General features: G+C 40.0%; 12 protein-coding genes. 9 read left to right on the forward strand and 3 right to left on the reverse strand.

What is annotated here, in order from left to right; genetic code table 11:
- Nucleotides 1-11: 11 nt before the first annotated feature.
- Nucleotides 12-2,198: a primosomal protein N' gene (gene priA, locus ATS76_RS00260; RefSeq protein WP_058550584.1), complete on the reverse strand. Its 2,187-nt coding sequence runs from the start codon at nt 2,196-2,198 to the stop codon at nt 12-14.
- A 231-nt stretch (nt 2,199-2,429) separates the two neighbouring features.
- Here priA and rpmE point away from each other — a divergent pair, with 231 nt between their 5' ends.
- Together rpmE and ATS76_RS00270 are read left to right on the forward strand one after the other, a co-directional pair.
- The gene (rpmE, locus tag ATS76_RS00265; RefSeq protein ID WP_006793092.1) at nt 2,430-2,645 is read left to right on the forward strand and encodes a 50S ribosomal protein L31; all 216 of its coding nucleotides are present in this window, start codon (nt 2,430-2,432) and stop codon (nt 2,643-2,645) included.
- 619 nt (nt 2,646-3,264) lie between these two features.
- Nucleotides 3,265-4,506: a malic enzyme-like NAD(P)-binding protein gene (locus ATS76_RS00270; protein ID WP_058403857.1), complete on the forward strand. Its 1,242-nt coding sequence runs from the start codon at nt 3,265-3,267 to the stop codon at nt 4,504-4,506.
- A gap of 70 nt (nt 4,507-4,576) precedes the next feature.
- Here the strand turns inward: ATS76_RS00270 and metJ are convergent, their stop codons facing one another.
- The gene (gene metJ, locus ATS76_RS00275) at nt 4,577-4,897 is read right to left on the reverse strand and encodes a met regulon transcriptional regulator MetJ (protein WP_006793094.1); all 321 of its coding nucleotides are present in this window, start codon (nt 4,895-4,897) and stop codon (nt 4,577-4,579) included.
- Between the two features lie 199 nt (nt 4,898-5,096).
- Here metJ and metB point away from each other — a divergent pair, with 199 nt between their 5' ends.
- Together metB and metL are read left to right on the forward strand one after the other, a co-directional pair.
- Nucleotides 5,097-6,344, forward strand: coding sequence for a cystathionine gamma-synthase (gene metB, locus ATS76_RS00280; RefSeq protein ID WP_058550585.1), 1,248 nt, complete (start codon nt 5,097-5,099; stop codon nt 6,342-6,344).
- A 170-nt stretch (nt 6,345-6,514) separates the two neighbouring features.
- Complete coding sequence (gene metL, locus ATS76_RS00285) at nt 6,515-8,860, forward strand: bifunctional aspartate kinase/homoserine dehydrogenase II (RefSeq protein WP_058550586.1); 2,346 nt, start codon at nt 6,515-6,517, stop codon at nt 8,858-8,860.
- A gap of 65 nt (nt 8,861-8,925) precedes the next feature.
- On the opposite strand, the gene ATS76_RS00290 is transcribed toward metL, so the two are convergent.
- On the reverse strand, nt 8,926-11,427 hold the full coding sequence (locus tag ATS76_RS00290; protein ID WP_058550587.1) for a penicillin-binding protein 1A: 2,502 nt from the start codon (nt 11,425-11,427) through the stop codon (nt 8,926-8,928).
- Nucleotides 11,428-11,558: 131 nt separating this feature from the next.
- Between ATS76_RS00290 and ATS76_RS00295 the strand changes: the two genes are divergently transcribed.
- From ATS76_RS00295 to ATS76_RS00315, 5 genes are read left to right on the forward strand one after another with little or no spacing between them, the layout of a single operon-like run.
- Complete coding sequence (locus tag ATS76_RS00295) at nt 11,559-12,638, forward strand: pilus assembly protein PilM (RefSeq protein ID WP_058403854.1); 1,080 nt, start codon at nt 11,559-11,561, stop codon at nt 12,636-12,638.
- The gene (locus ATS76_RS00300; RefSeq protein ID WP_058550588.1) at nt 12,626-13,198 is read left to right on the forward strand and encodes a PilN domain-containing protein; all 573 of its coding nucleotides are present in this window, start codon (nt 12,626-12,628) and stop codon (nt 13,196-13,198) included. The genes ATS76_RS00295 and ATS76_RS00300 overlap by 13 nt, the downstream gene beginning before the upstream one ends.
- The gene (locus ATS76_RS00305) at nt 13,188-13,793 is read left to right on the forward strand and encodes a type 4a pilus biogenesis protein PilO (protein WP_058550589.1); all 606 of its coding nucleotides are present in this window, start codon (nt 13,188-13,190) and stop codon (nt 13,791-13,793) included. Before ATS76_RS00300 ends, ATS76_RS00305 begins: the two co-directional genes overlap by 11 nt.
- Nucleotides 13,790-14,329, forward strand: a complete 540-nt coding sequence (locus ATS76_RS00310; RefSeq protein WP_058550590.1) for a pilus assembly protein PilP — start codon at nt 13,790-13,792, stop codon at nt 14,327-14,329. Before ATS76_RS00305 ends, ATS76_RS00310 begins: the two co-directional genes overlap by 4 nt.
- Nucleotides 14,316-16,409: a type IV pilus secretin PilQ gene (locus ATS76_RS00315; RefSeq protein WP_058550591.1), complete on the forward strand. Its 2,094-nt coding sequence runs from the start codon at nt 14,316-14,318 to the stop codon at nt 16,407-16,409. The genes ATS76_RS00310 and ATS76_RS00315 overlap by 14 nt, the downstream gene beginning before the upstream one ends.
- Nucleotides 16,410-16,462 lie beyond the last annotated feature (53 nt).

Genomic DNA, 16,462 nt, shown 5'->3' on the forward strand with positions numbered 1-16,462 from the left:
TTGGCCTTAACCTAAATCATATCTATAGGGTCTACATCTAAACTCCAGCGAACTTTTTGTGCAAGTTTGCTCGTGCTTAAATAATCAACCATTTGCGCAAGATACTGATGTAATATGCGGCGATCTTGCGCTTGAATGTGCAATTGAAACCGATACATACCCGCTATTCTCTCTAAAGGGGCAGGGATCGGACCGAGTAATTGTATACCAGATACACCGTTAACTGGAACCAAATCTGTCAAAAAGTCAACGACTAGTTTAATACTAAGCCCTTGTGCACGGACTATGGCCATATGAGTAATAGGGGGTAAGTCAGCGTCATCACGCTCGCTTAACGCAAAACGTGCAAAATCTTGGTAACCATTATTGACTAAATCTTGTAATAGTGGATGTTCAGGGAAATGTGTTTGCAATAACACTTGGCCAGGTTCTCCCGAGCGGCCAGCTCGCCCTGCCACTTGAGTTACCAACTGCGCCAAATGTTCAGTTGCTCTGAAGTCGCAGGAGTAGAGGCCGCTATCGACATCTAAAATAATCACTAAGCTTACATCGGCGAAGTGATGACCTTTAGCAAGCATTTGCGTGCCCACTAATATGCGCGCACCGCCTAAGTTAATTTCGTCGAGGGCTTTTTCTAAACTACCTTTACGGCGGGTGGAATCGCGATCAATACGGGTTACAGGCGTCTCAGGAAACTCGTTTGTTAAAAACTCTTCTATTTGCTCGGTACCTTTCCCATTAGGGAATATTTGTGTACTACCACAATCAGGGCATTGATGAGGTACCTGATGTTGGTCACCACAATGGTGGCAAATCATTTGACCAATCGCCTTGTGGAACGTGGCACTGGTACTGCAACGGTTACATTCACTCAACCAACCACATTCATGGCAAATAAGCGTAGGCGAAAAGCCGCGACGATTTAAAAACACCATAACCTGTTTGCCACGATTTAAGTGTTGGCGCATGGTAGCAAGGCTTGCGTGAGCTATACCTGCCTGATCGGGCTGGCCTTTCATGTCGAGTAATTTAAACTGGTTATCGGTTGAAGTTTGAGCGCGCTCGGTCAGGCTTAATAGTTGGTACTTATTATTAATGGCTTTATGCAAGGTTTCGAGCGCAGGAGTTGCACTGCCCAGTATAAGTGGAATTTTATGCTGGAATGCACGATAAGCTGCTAAATCTCGTGCATGGTAACGAAGGGTGTCTTGTTGTTTAAATGATGAGTCGTGTTCTTCGTCAACGACAATCATACCGAGCTTTAAAAAGGGTAAGAAAATACTTGAGCGCGTACCTATTACAATCGCGCAACTCCCTTTTTCGCAAAAGCGCCAGGTTTGTAAACGTTCGTTATCGGTAAGTGCAGAATGCCATAACATGATGGGAGTATCTGGAAAGCGCCGACGAAAACGGTTTACCGTTTGAGGGGTAAGGCCTATTTCGGGTACAAGTACTAAGGCTTGCTCACCTCGCTTTAATACTTCTTCAAGACATTGAAGATAGACTTCTGTTTTACCACTACCGGTAACCCCTTCTAATAAAAATGTGTTAAAGCCATCACTTTGATTAATTGCAGTGCAAGCTACGGCTTGCTCTTTATTTAGTGTAGGCTTGCTACCCACTGTTGGGGCTGTACTTTGCCACTGATTATCATGTTCTATGGTTTGTGTAATCAATGCTTTTGCAATAAGGCTATCGATAGTTTTTTTACTAAAGCCTAATGCTTTAAGCTCGGTTAATGATGATTTACCAGACTGCGCAAGTTGCTTTAATAAGTTAAGTTGAGTTTTTGCTTTGAGTGACGGAAGTTTTGCCCCTTTTTCTGTCAGCATAACCATGTTGATACTGGTTTTATCCGGTGATTCACCTTGGCGAAGCGCACTGGGTAGTGCTATATGAATTGTTTCGCCAAGTGGGTAGCAGTAATAGCGGGATGTAAAACTTAAAAGCGCAATGTGCTCAGGTGATAAAATAGGCGCATCATCGATGACTTTAATGATAGGTTTTATTTTGTTTTCGGGCACATCGGTCTTGCTTTTAATAGCTAAAATAACGGCTACTTTTTGTTGGTTACCAAAAGGCACCAACACACGCATTCCTGGTTCTAGTGGTGATGCCATACCATCAAGTTGCTTATCTACTTTGTAATCAAAGGTGCGCGGTAAGGGAACTTTTATAGCGACTTCAACAAAATGCATAGCAACTCAACTCATAAAATTAATGATGTAATGTACTAAAAATAACGTTAAAAACCTACTAGCAAATGTTGCTTGCTTGAGTGCCTGGCTACTTTTTTAGCAAAACAGTTAATAATAGCTTGTGTGTTTGATGGTAGTTGGATAAAATCCGCGACCAACAAATTTGTTTTAACGACGTATGGTGCCAGACTTCGGGTTTGGAGAGCGATGCGGCCTTAACTAGAGGTTTCTATGAAAGAAGGTATTCACCCTAAGTACGAAGTAATTTCTGCAACTTGTTCATGCGGCAATAAATTCGAAACAAGCTCTACTCTTTGTAAAGACATTCACCTTGACGTATGTTCAGCGTGTCACCCTTTTTACACTGGTAAGCAAAAAGTTTTAGACACTGGCGGACGTGTTGATCGTTTCAACAAGCGTTTCGGTGCACTTGGTAGCAAGAAGTAATTTTTGCTGTCTCGTTAAATTAAGCACCTTAGGGTGCTTTTTTTATGCTTTTAATTTAATTGTGGCAATTTGCGAGCGATACCGTCTCAATTTAAATAATTAAATTTTACGCGAGCTGCGTTAAAGTTTTTTAATATAGAACAACTAAGTAACAAATTTTTAGCTTATCACTCGATTTTCTTATTTCTCTGCAATGCATAACTATTTCCTGTTCTTATTCTGAATATGCATAAACCCTTACAGACAAACCGCAAATTATTCTCTATATTTTTCATTAGTTCATTTTTTAACTAAGTGGTTAAATGCAGCTAACGTGAAGTTATATGTTTTTAAAGTATTTGAATAAGTCTATTTTTGCTTATTTTAATAAGACTTTATTAAGATGTTTTATAAAAAATAATGAAAGAACAAATGTGCCTTTAAACCCCGTTATTGGATGAATTTTTATTTATAAAGTGTCGATATAATTTACTAAAGTTATTGAAAAACCTCTTAAAATTAATCGAACTAGCATATAACAGGATAGACCTGATATTGCTTGGAATTTAAAAATAATAAGGGTATCGTAGCCTAAACTTCACCTCTCACTTTTACTTTAATTGCAGGATACAATCGCGTTATGTCAGACTTTCGTGAACAAGCACTACACTATCATTCGCACCCCGTTCCAGGAAAAATTAGCATTGAGCTAACCAAGCCTGCTGAAACGGTTAAAGATCTCGCATTAGCATATAGCCCAGGAGTTGCAGAACCAGTACGCGAAATAGCTGCTGACCCTGCAAACGCTTATAAATATACCGGCAAAGGGAATATGGTTGCGGTTATCACTAATGGTACTGCAATTTTAGGCCTGGGCAATTTAGGCCCACTTGCTTCAAAACCTGTAATGGAAGGTAAGGCGTTACTGTTTAAGCGATTTGCTGGCCTTGATTCTATTGATATTGAAGTTAAACATCGCACCACGGAAGATTTTATTAATACAGTGGCTAATATTGCCGACACATTTGGCGGTATTAACCTCGAAGATATAAAGGCGCCAGAGTGCTTTGAAATAGAAAAAGCGTTGATTGAACGCTGCAGTATTCCTATATTTCATGATGATCAGCACGGTACAGCTATTGTAACCGCTGCGGGTATGTTGAACGCGCTTGAGGTGCAGGGCAAGTCTATCGAAAATGCCACTATTGTGTGTTTGGGGGCGGGTGCTGCTGCGGTTGCTTGTATGGAGCTTTTAATTAAGTGTGGTGCTTTGCGTGAGCACATATACATGCTTGACCGTAAAGGTGTTATTCATACTCGTCGCGATGACTTAAATGAATACAAAAAACTTTTTGCAAACAATACAGATAAGCGCACGTTGCAAGATGTGATTGAAGATGCAGATGTATTTGTTGGTGTATCGGGGCCTAATCTATTAGCCGCCGACGATTTAAAGTTAATGGCAGAAAAACCAGTTGTGTTTGCTTGTTCAAACCCCGATCCTGAAATTGACCCTGCTTTGGCCCACTCAGCTCGAAACGATCTAATTATGGCAACGGGTCGCTCAGATTACCCTAACCAAGTTAATAATGTGTTGTGTTTTCCGTTTATATTTCGTGGTGCTCTTGATGTACGCGCTAGTGCAATTAATGATGAAATGAAAATAGCTGCCGTAGAAGCGATTAGAAGTATTGCAAAAGAGCCTGTGCCTGCTGAAGTACTGACGGCTGCGGGTGTTGATAAGCTGGAGTTTGGCGATAAGTATATTATTCCAAAACCAATGGATCCTCGTTTACTACCACGCATTGCAAAAGCGGTTGCAATGGCTGCGGTAGAGTCAGGTGTTGCACAAATTGATTTACCTGAAAACTACATGGAATAACTGTTAGGTTGTAACTTTAGACACAAAAAAACCTCAATTAATTGAGGTTTTTTTGTGTCTAAAACTACGTTTAGTCTTCGTTTAACACAGGCACTTCTAGCCCCATTTCTTGCATTATTTTTTTCACTTCTTCAGGGACTTTTTCGGCGTTATCCTTACGTAAGTCATCATCGTTAGGCAAAGGTTGGCCGGTAAATGCATGTAAAAACGCTTCACAAAGTAGTTCACTGTTTGTTGCATGACGTAGGTTATTAATTTGACGACGCGTGCGCTCGTCCGTTAATACCTTTAATACATTTAGTGGGATCGAAACGGTAATTTTTTTTACTTGTTCTGATTTTTTCCCGTGTTCTGCGTATGGGTGAATATACTCACCATTCCATTTAGCCATAAGATGTATCGTCGCCTCAGATTAATAATTGCTCACATGCGCTACAATGCATATGAATATGCGTGAAATTCTATCGATTTAAAAAAGATAGTCAAATACTAGTTATTTAGCCATCTAGAGCTTTAAATGTTTTGACATCTTTAATGAGATAAACTACTCTTTTAGACGTCTAAACATCCAAATTGAGCAGGTGACGAATATGAGCGAAAAAAATAAAGCAACCATTGCAGTGAGAAGTGGTGTTGAAGCCGACAAGCATCATGGCGCAGTTGTCGCACCTATTTATTTATCGACAACATATTCGTTTGCCGACTTTGATACAAAACGCCAATATGATTACGGACGAAGTGGTAACCCCAATCGTGATATTTTAGCTGAAACGTTAGCCGAACTAGAGGGCGGAGCACGGGGCATTATTACTGCTACGGGCATGTCTGCCGTTCATTTGGCTACGCAAATTTTGAATCATGATGATACGTTGGTGATCCCTCATGATTGTTACGGCGGCAGCTATCGTTTATTTACTTCACTGCAAAAGCGCGGTTTGCTTAAGCTGGAAGTTTTAGATTTAACTCAAGCACAAAGCTTGGACAAAATTTTAGCAATTAAACCCAAGCTAATTTGGATAGAAACACCCAGTAACCCATTACTACGCTTAACTGATATTAAAGCAATAACCGATATTGCTAAGCAGTGCGGTGCTTTAGTTGCTGCTGATAACACATTTTTATCACCGGCATTACAAAACCCCATTAAGTTTGGTGTTGATATAGTGGTGCACTCGACCACCAAATACATCAACGGCCATTCAGATGTAGTAGGCGGTGCGGTGATTGCAGCTTCACAAGCGCTGGGCGATGAATTGGCATGGTGGGCAAATAATATAGGTATTACAGGTGCGCCATTTGATAGTTATTTAACATTGCGTGGCTTGCGAACACTCAATGTGCGTTTAAAGCAGCATCAAGAAAACGCATTATCGATTGCTAACTATTTAGATAAGTCTGAATTTGTTCGTCAAGTGTATTACCCAGGCCTTGAATCGCACCCACAGCATGAATTAGCTAAAGCTCAGCAACTGGGCTTTGGTGGCATGGTGAGTTTTGATATTAAAGGCGACATAAACGATGCTGCGGCGTTTTTAACAAGCTTACGTGATTTTAGCTTGGCAGAGTCTTTGGGCGGAGTTGAGAGCTTAATATGCCATCCTGCAACGATGACACACGCTGGAATGGAACCTAAAGCACGGCTTGAAGCAGGGGTTGGCGACACGCTTATTCGAGTTTCAGTCGGTATAGAAGATATAAACGACTTATTAGCTGATTTAGAACGCGTGTTTCAGCTTGTAAAGCCTGGGCAAAATAAAAACATTGGCCTTGTTGGTAAAGGGGCTGGCTCGCCTGAAGGCAATGTGAAATTAAGTGCAGCCCGCCCGGCGCTTTGGTAAGTAATACCAATCCGCAATAATACTTAATCAATTTGAGAGATTAAACCGCACGCTAACTTCGTTAAAAATTTCTTATATAGAACAACTAAACAACGAAATTTTTGCCTTGTTATCGATACGGTTTTCTTATCCTCAAAATAGACAATCTAATTAAGCGAATTGGTATAAATATGGTCAATTGTGTACATAAATTTGGTGGTTCAAGTTTAAGCTCTAGTGAGCGCTATCAAAGCGTAGCTAAAATAATTATTTGCCACTCCCAACCGGGTGACTGTGTTGTGGTATCTGCTGCCGGTAAAACCACAGATACCCTTGTGTCGTTGTGGCAAAGTTATCAGCAGCAAGACACACAAGCTGTCGCAGATATTTTACTGCAGTTAAATAATCATCAGAGCGATTTAATTGAACAATTATTACAAGCTGATTTAAAGCGCAGCGCACTTAAAACATTACTCGAAGAGCTAAATATAATTGCAAACTTAGCGCAAAGTGAGCAACTCAAAGAAGCGCAGTTACTTGCTCATGGTGAGGTATGGTCTGCGCGATTATTAGCTGCATATTTACAACAGTTAAACGTACATGCCTGTGCACACGATGCTCGCCTACTTTTTACCTTAAATGATGGCGAATTACGCCATGCTCAAAATAAGCTGCAATGTAGCAGTGTTATTGATGCCAATAAAGTGAATGTAGTAACCGGGTTTATAGCGGCAAATACATTTGGCGATACGGTAACGCTTGGGCGTAATGGTAGCGATTACAGCGCAACACTACTTGCCAGCTATTGTGATGCTAAGCAGGTATGTATTTGGACTGACACGCAAGGTGTATTTAGTACCGATCCGCGTAAAGTAAAAAAGGCAATTAAGTACGCTAAAGTGTGCCGCACTCAGGCCAATTTACTAGCGCGATTAGGCAACCCCGTTCTGCATGCTAAAACGTTATCGCCTTTAAAAAATACCAATATAAAGCTAGCTGTACGCAGTAGTTTTGATGTTCAAGCAAGTCCAACTCATATTGTTAAAGAAGGTCTAGCTAAGAAAAAGCGCTTTATTACGACGCTACAAAGTGTTGATTTATTAACAGTAGAAGGCATGAGTGAAGGTGAGGTTGCAAGTGTTAGCCAGCTTATTCAGCATAGTCTTCATCACTTTAACCATAATGGCGAAGTGTATTTAGTCGTACCGGCTGCACAAACATATCAAGTTATTAATTACTTTGCTGGTAGAGCTAATATTAGTGAGTCGAATTTAAACGGCTGTGCAGTTGTTGCCCCAGAGCAAGACATCAGCACACTTAAACTGCAAGCTTTAGAAGTATTAGCTGAGCAAACTATAAAACCGCGTTTTGTGCATCAAGATAATGGTTATGTTTTATTACTAACTGATCAATTTATTGATAGCGATGTGCAAAGCACATTGCACGATAAGCTAGTCAACAAAGGTCAAGAAATTGCGATTATAGTTGCAGGGTTAGGTAATGTAGGTGAAGTGTTTATACACCAACTGGCGGATCAATTTGAGCGCCTAAGCGGTGACTTTAGTATTAAATTAGTTGCTTTGGTTCGCTCTCAAGAGATGCTGTTTAATCCAAGTGGAGTTAACCCTCAAACATGGCAAAAACAATGGCAGCTTGAGGCCAAAAAATACCAAAGTAGTGATTTATTAAATTCAATTAACGAGCTTGATTACGAGCATAAAGTAGTCATTGATATTACTGCTAGTGAGCAATTTAGCCAGCTTTATGCTGACTTTGTGCAAAGCGATTGCCATTTAATTAGTGCAAATAAATATGCCGGCACAGCGCCTACACATTGGTATCAAACACTTAGACATAATTTGGCAGAGCGCAACTTACACTGGCGTTATAACACAAGTGTAGGGGCGGGCTTACCTATAAACTTTGCTTTAGCTGATTTACAAAATAGTGGCGATAAAATCACGCGAATAGAAGGCGTGTTTTCTGGCACGCTATCGTGGTTATGCAGTAAATATGATGGCAGTGTTTCGTTTTCAGAGTTAGTGCTTGAAGCACAAAAAATGGGTTTTACAGAGCCTGATCCACGTGAAGATTTATCGGGCCGTGATATGCAGCGTAAGCTACTTATTTTAGCCCGAGAGCTAGGTGTAGAGCTTGAGCTTGACGATATAAGTCTCTCGGCACTTATGCCAGTTGAACTTGCTCAGGGTAGCTGGGACGATTTTATAGATAAAAAAACGCAGCTTGATGCGTTTATTGAAGAACATGCTGCAGCAGCGCAAGCTAAAAATGCTGTGCTTAGATACACAGGGTTGTTAGAAATTACACGCGATAAAGTCGTTGCAAAAGTAGGCATTGCATACGTGCTAAACGGTGATGCGCTAGCAAACTTAACACCTGGCGATAATATTTTTGTGATCAACAGTAAATGGTACAGCGACAATGCATTAGTTATTCAAGGCCCAGGGGCGGGTAGTGAGGTAACTGCGGCGGGTGTTCATTCAGATTTATATTGGCTTGTGCAAAACTTAAAATAAGCTGTGTATATTGATATAAAAAACGGCGGCTTAAATTAAGCCGCCGTTTTTTGTTTATAAATGCTTTAAAATAGTTCTTCTTCTGTTTTTGTATCTTCTTCAAATATATCGTTAGGCTGAGATAGCACATATTTGGTAGGTGCGGTTCCTTTGTCAAAATACTCAAAGCGACTCGTGTAATCGTTTTTGTGACTCAATAAACCGGTTTCTAAATCAATCCTAATGGATACTAAGCCTTCAGGCGGCTCGATGGGTGCCTCAGGTTTACCTTCAAGCGCGACTTTCATAAACTCAACCCAAGCAGGTTGTGCTGTTTTAGCGCCAGATTCAGCCCCTGATATTTGACTGCTATCAAGGTTGTTATTGTAAGAAGTCCGGCCCAATGGGTTGCCTGGGTTATCAAACCCAACCCAAACTGAAGTCATCACATTTCGGTTAAAGCCACTAAACCATGTATCTACAGAATCATTAGTTGTACCTGTTTTTCCTGATAGATCACGACGGCCTAATGCTTGAGCGCGCCAACCTGTTCCTGACCAACCCGTTTTACGTGACCAGTTACCACCACCCCAAACAGCGCTATGCATTGCTTGAGCTATTAAAAATGCATTTTGTTTGGATATGACCTGTGGCGCACATTTTATCTCTGGCATGTCAGAGTTTTGTGACTGAAATAATTCGGAGTTTATTACTGGCGTTAGCGATTCCGCAGAGTTGTCTTCACATACTTTTGTCGGGTTAGCTTTAAATAAGCTATTGCCAAACGCGTCTTGAATTTCAGCGATAAAGTACGGCTCAATTAAATGCCCGCCATTGGCAAATGCGCTCATACCACGCGCAAGTTCAATAGGGGTAATTGAAGCACTACCCAGTGCCAATGATTCACTACGGTTTATGTCTGAATTTTTAAAGCCAAATTTTAATAAGTGATCTGCTGTACGTTGTAAACCAACACCTCTAAGCAAACGAACTGAAATTACGTTTTTAGATTGCGCTAATGCGCGGCGAATTCTGATCGGGCCATTGTAAACAGCCGGACTATTTTTAGGCCGCCATGCTACACCTTGGCTTTTGTCCCACTGATTAATTGGCGCATCATTTAAAATAGAGGCGAGCGTATAGCCGTTTTCAAGCGCGGCAGAATAAATAAACGGCTTTATGTTTGATCCCACTTGGCGTTTTGCTTGAATAGCTCGGTTGTATTGGCTTTGCTCAAAGCTATAGCCACCAACAATGGCTTTTATACGGCCATCTTGCGGGTCAAGTGAAACAATCGCACTTGAAGCTTCAGGTAGTTGGCTTAGTTCATACTCGTTTTTGCTGTTTTTACGCACCCAAATTTGCATGCCAGGGGTTAATATTTCAGTAGCGGTTGTTGGAGCAAAGCCTTGTCGGTAACGCGTTATGTATTTACGTGCCCATTTTAAATTGTCCCACGATAGGGTTATTTGCTCTGCATTTTTAAGCATTACCGTGGCATTGAGTTCATCCACATTTAAAACAGCCGCCGCTTTTAATGTGCCTATTTCTTTAGCTTCATTAAGTTTGGTGAGTATTTTTTCTTCGCTAAGAGCTGGTTGCTGCTCAGGGTCCCATAAAATAGCGTTGGGTCCTCTAAAACCATGGCGCATATCGTAGTCATGAAGATTATTAACTAACGCGGTTTGCGCCGCTTTTTGTACTTTAGACTCAACAGAGGTGAATATTTTAAAGCCTGAGTTATATGCTTTGTCTATTCCGTAGCGTGCAACCATTTCTGCACGCACCATCTCAGAAATATACGGCGCGTATAAATCTATTTCTGCGCCATGAAAATACGCAGTGATAGGTTGGCTTGTTGCATCATCATATACTTCTTGAGTTATGTAGTTTTCAGTTAATAGGCGACCCAGTACAACATTACGGCGTGCTTTTGCACGGGTGGGGTTACGAATAGGGTTTAACGCAGAAGGAGCTTTAGGCAAGCCTGCAATCATCGCCATTTGAGCAAGCGTTAAGTCTTTTAACTCTTTTCCGTAATAAACTTGAGCTGCAGCCCCAATACCAAAGGCACGGTTACCTAGCTCTATTTTATTGAGATAAAGTTCTAATATTTCGTCTTTGGTAAGAACATTTTCAATATGCAGTGCAATGAATATCTCTTTTATTTTACGAATATACGCTTTTTCTCGGGTTAAGAAAAAATTACGCGCAAGCTGCATAGTAATGGTACTTGCTCCTTGCTTTTTTTCGCCGGTAGAAATAAGCACAATTGCAGAGCGAACTATACCAATAGGGTCTATACCTATATGGTCATAAAAGCGATTATCTTCAGTTGCTAAAAATGCATCAATTAATGGTTGTGGGATTTCGTTAATAGTAACCGGAATACGACGTTTTTCACCAAATTGATTGATTAAGAGGCCATCTTTAGTGAATACTTGCATAGGAGTTTGTAATTGCACGTCTTTTAAAACTTGCACACTGGGGATATCAGGTTTAACGTAGTAATAAAGACTGACCAAAGTTATCAGACCGATTAACGTACAAATGATAAAAAATTGTAAAGTTCGTTTTAATAAAATCACTTATATTTCCCTAAATGGACTCCCAATTGCGAGTTTGGACTGATAGTATATATTGATTAAAAAATGAATAATATTTTTTCAGAAAAAAATTATAACTTGTTTATTATTAAAACAAAGGCCAAGTTGCAAACATGCTAAGTCAACTATTTCAAAAGCCGTCACCGATGATGGTAGGAATTGATATCGGATCGCACTCGATTAAAGCGGTGCTTCTGAGAGAAATTGAAACTGGATTTCGATTAGAAGCGCTAGCAATTGAGCCCATGCCTAAAGGCGCCATGAGTGAACGAACGATTCAAGATATTGAAGCGATTGGTAATGTAATAACAAAATTAAAAAGAAAATTACCTAAATCACTTAAAAATGCAGCTGTGGCCGTCTCGGGGCAAACGGTTATCACTAAAGTAATTTTTATGGACGTGTCGTTAAGCGATGCAGAACTTGAGTCTCAAATTGAAATTGAGGCTGACAGTTTAATACCTTACCCACTTGACGAAGTGAGCCTAGACTTCGAAAAACTTTCAACCAATGAAGCTGATCCGAGTAAAATGAACGTGTTACTTTCTGCTGCGCGAACAGAAAGTGTAGAGGCTCGTGTTGGCGCACTAGAAGATGCAAACCTAGATACCAAAATTGTAGACGTAGAAAGTTATGCACTTAGTCGTGCTATGGATGTTTATTACCAACAGCTGCCAAGTGATGCCTTCAACAAATGTGTGGCGGTAGTTGATATAGGGGCTGTATTAATGCTTGTGAGTGTTGTGCAAGCCGGTGAAACTATTTATACCCGTGACCAGGTTTTCGGTGGTGATCAATATACAAACAGTATTGTTAACTACTACAACAAAGGGTTTGATGAGGCTGAAATAGGTAAAACATCTGGCGACTTGCCTCCTAATTATACTTTTGAGGTGTTGGCGCCGTTTCAAACAGCGTTATTGCAGCAAGTACGTAGAGCGGTACAAATGTTCTTAACCACCAGTGGTAAAGAGCAAATCGATTACATTGTACTGACAGGCGGCACATCTATGATCAAAGGAATAGATCGCTTGTTAATAGAGGAACTAGGTATCCATAGTGTCGTTGCAGAGCCTTTTGCAAATATGGAAATTTCGCCCAAAGTAGATCGTAATGTAATGCAACGCCATAGAACACAGTTTGCGATTGCGACAGGTTTGGCATTAAGGAGCTTTTCATCATGCCACATATAAATCTACTGCCTTGGCGAGAGCGACAACGCGAAGAATCTAAAAAGAAATTTGTAACCATATTGATTGGAATTGTGCTGGCGTGTTTTTTAAGTATGTACTTGTTAAGCATGTTTTATGGCGCCTTAAAAGATGGGCAAAACCTAAAAAATAATTATTTAAGTTCAGAAATCAGTATGCTTGATCGAAAGATAAGTGATATCAGAGAACTAGACAAACGAAAAGAAAATCTACAGCAACGTATGCGATTAATCGAAGAGCTGCAAAGTAGTCGTAACCTTGGCACACAAATTATGGATGAAGTAACAAAGATAGTGCCTCAAGGGATTTATTTAACAAAGCTTGAGCGCAGAGGTAGCCAAATTTATGTGCTTGGGCGCAGTGAATCAAATAACCGTTTATCCACTATGATCCGCCAGGTACAGGGTTCTTATTTATTAGAGCGCTTAACAATGCAAGATATTGTTGCAGGCGATCAGTCTTCGCGTTTACTCAGTGACTTTAGTATGGAGTTTTACGTAAAACCATTTGATGAGATTGGTGAGGTGCGTAATGAACCTTGATTTTAAAGCGCTTGGCGAAATAGATTGGAATGAAATTGAGTTAGACAATATTGGTGATTGGCCTGCTGCTGTAAAAGTAATTTGCTGTGCATTTGTTGCTGGTCTCATATTATTTTTTAGCTATAGCTTATTAGTTTCTGACGAGATTGATAGCTACCATAATGCGGTATCAAAAGAGGTCGACTTAAGAAGTACCTACAGAACAAAATACGCTGTAGCGAGTAAGCTAGATATTTACCGCCAACAAATGATAGAAATGGAAGACAAGTTTTCTCAATTACTTAAGCGGTTACCCACATCAAACGAAATACCTGGCTTACTTGACGATTTGTCTTATGTTGGCACAACTAGCGGGTTAACATTTTTAAAAATTGGTTGGTTACCTGAAGTAGAGAAAGAGTTTTATACAGAGCTACCTATCAAAATAGAAGTGGTAGGTACTTATCATGAATTTGGTGAGTTTGTTGGTAAAGTCGCTCAGTTACCACGAATAGTTAGTTTGCATGACTTTTCTATTACGTCTTCTGGTGAAAAACAACTAACATTTAGTGTTGTAGCTAAAACTTACCGCTATGAAGAAGGAGCTAAAAAATGAGGCTCCTTCATTTAATGCCGGTTTTGGCTATTGTTGCGTTAGCGGGTTGTAACGATGATACATCGGAACAAAAAGAGTTTATTGATCAGGTAAAAGCAAGCACTACGCCTAAAGTTGAGTCAATTCCTGAACTTACTCAATTTGAAATTTTTGAATATAGTGCAGGTAATTTACGAAGTCCATTTGTGGCACCTCAACCTGAAATAATTCAGAACAAACTGACGCAAATAAAAAACTGTTTACACCCAGATCCAGACAGACGCAGAGAGCCATTAGAAAAATACCCGTTAGATAATTTAGCAATGAAAGGTACAATTGGTTCAAGTGGTCAAGTTTGGGCGCTTATAACTGCTGCAGATGAAACATTACATCGTGTAACGATTGGTAATTATTTGGGTAGTTACGATGGCAAGGTTAAAGCTGTGAGTAACGATTATATAGAATTAGTTGAATTAATCCCTGATGGGTCTGGTTGTTGGAAAGAGCGCCTGACTAAACTGGAAATGTTAGAGGCGGCAACTGATGGCGCAAATTAATAATAAAAAAGGTAAAAATAACATGCATAAGGATGTTCTTTGGTTTAACCGCATTGCGAGAGCTTTATTTGCAACAGCCGCTTTGGTTTGTGCTAACAATGCTTTGGCAGGACCATTGCTTTACGATGTACGTTATAACCCATTACTTAAAGGTGAAACCGAACTACAGCTTGTTTTCGACGAAGAGATAACTTTAGAACCGCAAATTCAAGTATTTAACAGCCCAGCGCGTATTGAAATGTTTTTTGACACCGCAGAGTTAGAATTAGGGTTAAATGACGTTGAAGTTAATCAAGCAGGTATTAGTAGTGTCACTAATGTTTTATCTGAGCAAGGTTTAAAGGTAACGGTTAACCTAGACAGATTAAAAATGTATGAAACAGAGGTTAACAATAACCTAGTTTCAATACGTGTATCAGATAATCCATTAACAGGTTCAGTGACCGAAGATGAAGCTTTACTAACCGGTGATGTGAGTGGAAACTATATCAACCGAATTCAATCTATTGATTTTAGACGCGGTGAAAAAGGTGAGGCTAAGGTGCTTGTATTTTTACAAGATACTCAAGCTGCAATAGAAGTTCACGAGAGTGGCGGCAAAATTTACGCAGATTTTCACCATACTGACATTCTTGACGATTTACTCTATGAGTTAGATGTTTTAGATTTTGGTACCATTGTTAGTACCATAGAAACATTTAAAGAAGAAGGGCGTAGCCGCGTTGTTATTGAACCAAATGCCGAATTTACGTTCACGTATCAGCAAATAGACAATATTCTTACTCTTACTGTTGAAAAAGATGAGACTCAAAATGCCTATTTAGATGGTGGTAAAGAGTATCAAGGTCGACCAATGACCTTAAACTTTCAAGATATTTCGGTCCGTGCCGCATTACAAATTATCGCAGGTTATAACGACTTTAACTTAGTAACGAGTGACTCTGTTACGGGAAATATTACGCTGCGTCTAGACGGTGTGCCTTGGGATCAGGCTCTTGATGTAGTATTACGCATCAAAGGGTTGGACAAGCGTATGGATGGCTCTATATTGATGGTAGCGCCAGCTGAAGAGCTTGCCGCCCGTGAAGCTAAAGATTTAAAAGCAAAGCAACAAGTTGAAGATTTAGAGCCGCTTTACAGCGAATATATGCGTTTAAATTATGCCAAAGCTGAAGACTTTGCTGATTTATTAAAAACTGATATTAATAGCATCATTACTCCACGCGGAAGCGTGTCGGTTGATCAGCGTACTAATACGCTACTCGTTAAAGATACTGTTAAGAGTATAGAAAATATCAGACGCATGATTGAAACCCTAGACATACCGGTTCAACAGGTAGTCATTGAATCTCGTATGGTAACAGTTCGTGATAATGTAACTGAGGACCTAGGTGTACGTTGGGGGTTTAGCGATCAGCAAGGTAGTGATGGCATATCAGGTTCTTTGGAAGGTGCTGAAACAATTTCAAATGGGGTAATACCTGACTTAACAGACAGATTAAACGTAAACCTACCTATTACAAACCCAGCGGCAAGTATTGGCCTGCACATAGCAAAGCTCGCCAACGGTACATTAATCGATTTAGAGTTAAGTGCACTTGAAGAAGAAAATAAGGGTGAGATTATTGCAAGCCCGCGTATTATTGCTGCCAACCAGCAAAAAGCGCGTATTGAGCAAGGTACTGAAATACCTTATACAGAATCAGCTTCTAGCGGTGCAACAACGGTTAGCTTTAAAAAAGCAGTACTGAGTCTAGAGGTTACGCCGCATATAACACCTGATAACAAAGTAATATTAGACTTAATTATCACGCAAGATACACGGGGCGATGTTGTACAAACGGGCACTGGTGAGGCTGTATCAATTGATACGCAGGAAATTCAAACGCAAGTGCTAGTAGAAAATGGGCAAACTATTGTACTCGGTGGTATTTTCCAACAACAAATAATCAACACCACGAATAAAGTGCCGGTATTAGGTGATATTCCTTATGTTGGTAGGTTATTTAAAAGCACTAGCGAATTTAATGAAAAGCGCGAATTGCTTATTTTCGTGACACCAAAAATACAAATAGATTAAAATAAGGTACTTTTTTGTTAATCAACGGGTGATTATTTAGTTTAATTGCTCGT

Source organism: Pseudoalteromonas sp. 10-33, from assembly GCF_001469195.1.
Lineage (GTDB): Bacteria > Pseudomonadota > Gammaproteobacteria > Enterobacterales > Alteromonadaceae > Pseudoalteromonas.

Bases quoted from the DNA above. Each gene is read 5' to 3' on its own strand.
- ATS76_RS00315 (WP_058550591.1), top strand. From the start codon at position 14,316: ATGGCGCAAATTAATAATAAAAAAGGTAAAAATAACATGCATAAGGAT.
- ATS76_RS00305 (WP_058550589.1), top strand. From the start codon at position 13,188: ATGAACCTTGATTTTAAAGCGCTTGGCGAAATAGATTGGAATGAAATT.
- metB (WP_058550585.1), top strand. From the start codon at position 5,097: ATGAGCGAAAAAAATAAAGCAACCATTGCAGTGAGAAGTGGTGTTGAA.
- priA (WP_058550584.1), bottom strand. From the start codon at position 2,198: ATGCATTTTGTTGAAGTCGCTATAAAAGTTCCCTTACCGCGCACCTTT.
- ATS76_RS00310 (WP_058550590.1), top strand. From the start codon at position 13,790: ATGAGGCTCCTTCATTTAATGCCGGTTTTGGCTATTGTTGCGTTAGCG.
- ATS76_RS00295 (WP_058403854.1), top strand. From the start codon at position 11,559: ATGCTAAGTCAACTATTTCAAAAGCCGTCACCGATGATGGTAGGAATT.
- ATS76_RS00300 (WP_058550588.1), top strand. From the start codon at position 12,626: ATGCCACATATAAATCTACTGCCTTGGCGAGAGCGACAACGCGAAGAA.
- ATS76_RS00270 (WP_058403857.1), top strand. From the start codon at position 3,265: ATGTCAGACTTTCGTGAACAAGCACTACACTATCATTCGCACCCCGTT.
- metL (WP_058550586.1), top strand. From the start codon at position 6,515: ATGGTCAATTGTGTACATAAATTTGGTGGTTCAAGTTTAAGCTCTAGT.
- rpmE (WP_006793092.1), top strand. From the start codon at position 2,430: ATGAAAGAAGGTATTCACCCTAAGTACGAAGTAATTTCTGCAACTTGT.
- metJ (WP_006793094.1), bottom strand. From the start codon at position 4,897: ATGGCTAAATGGAATGGTGAGTATATTCACCCATACGCAGAACACGGG.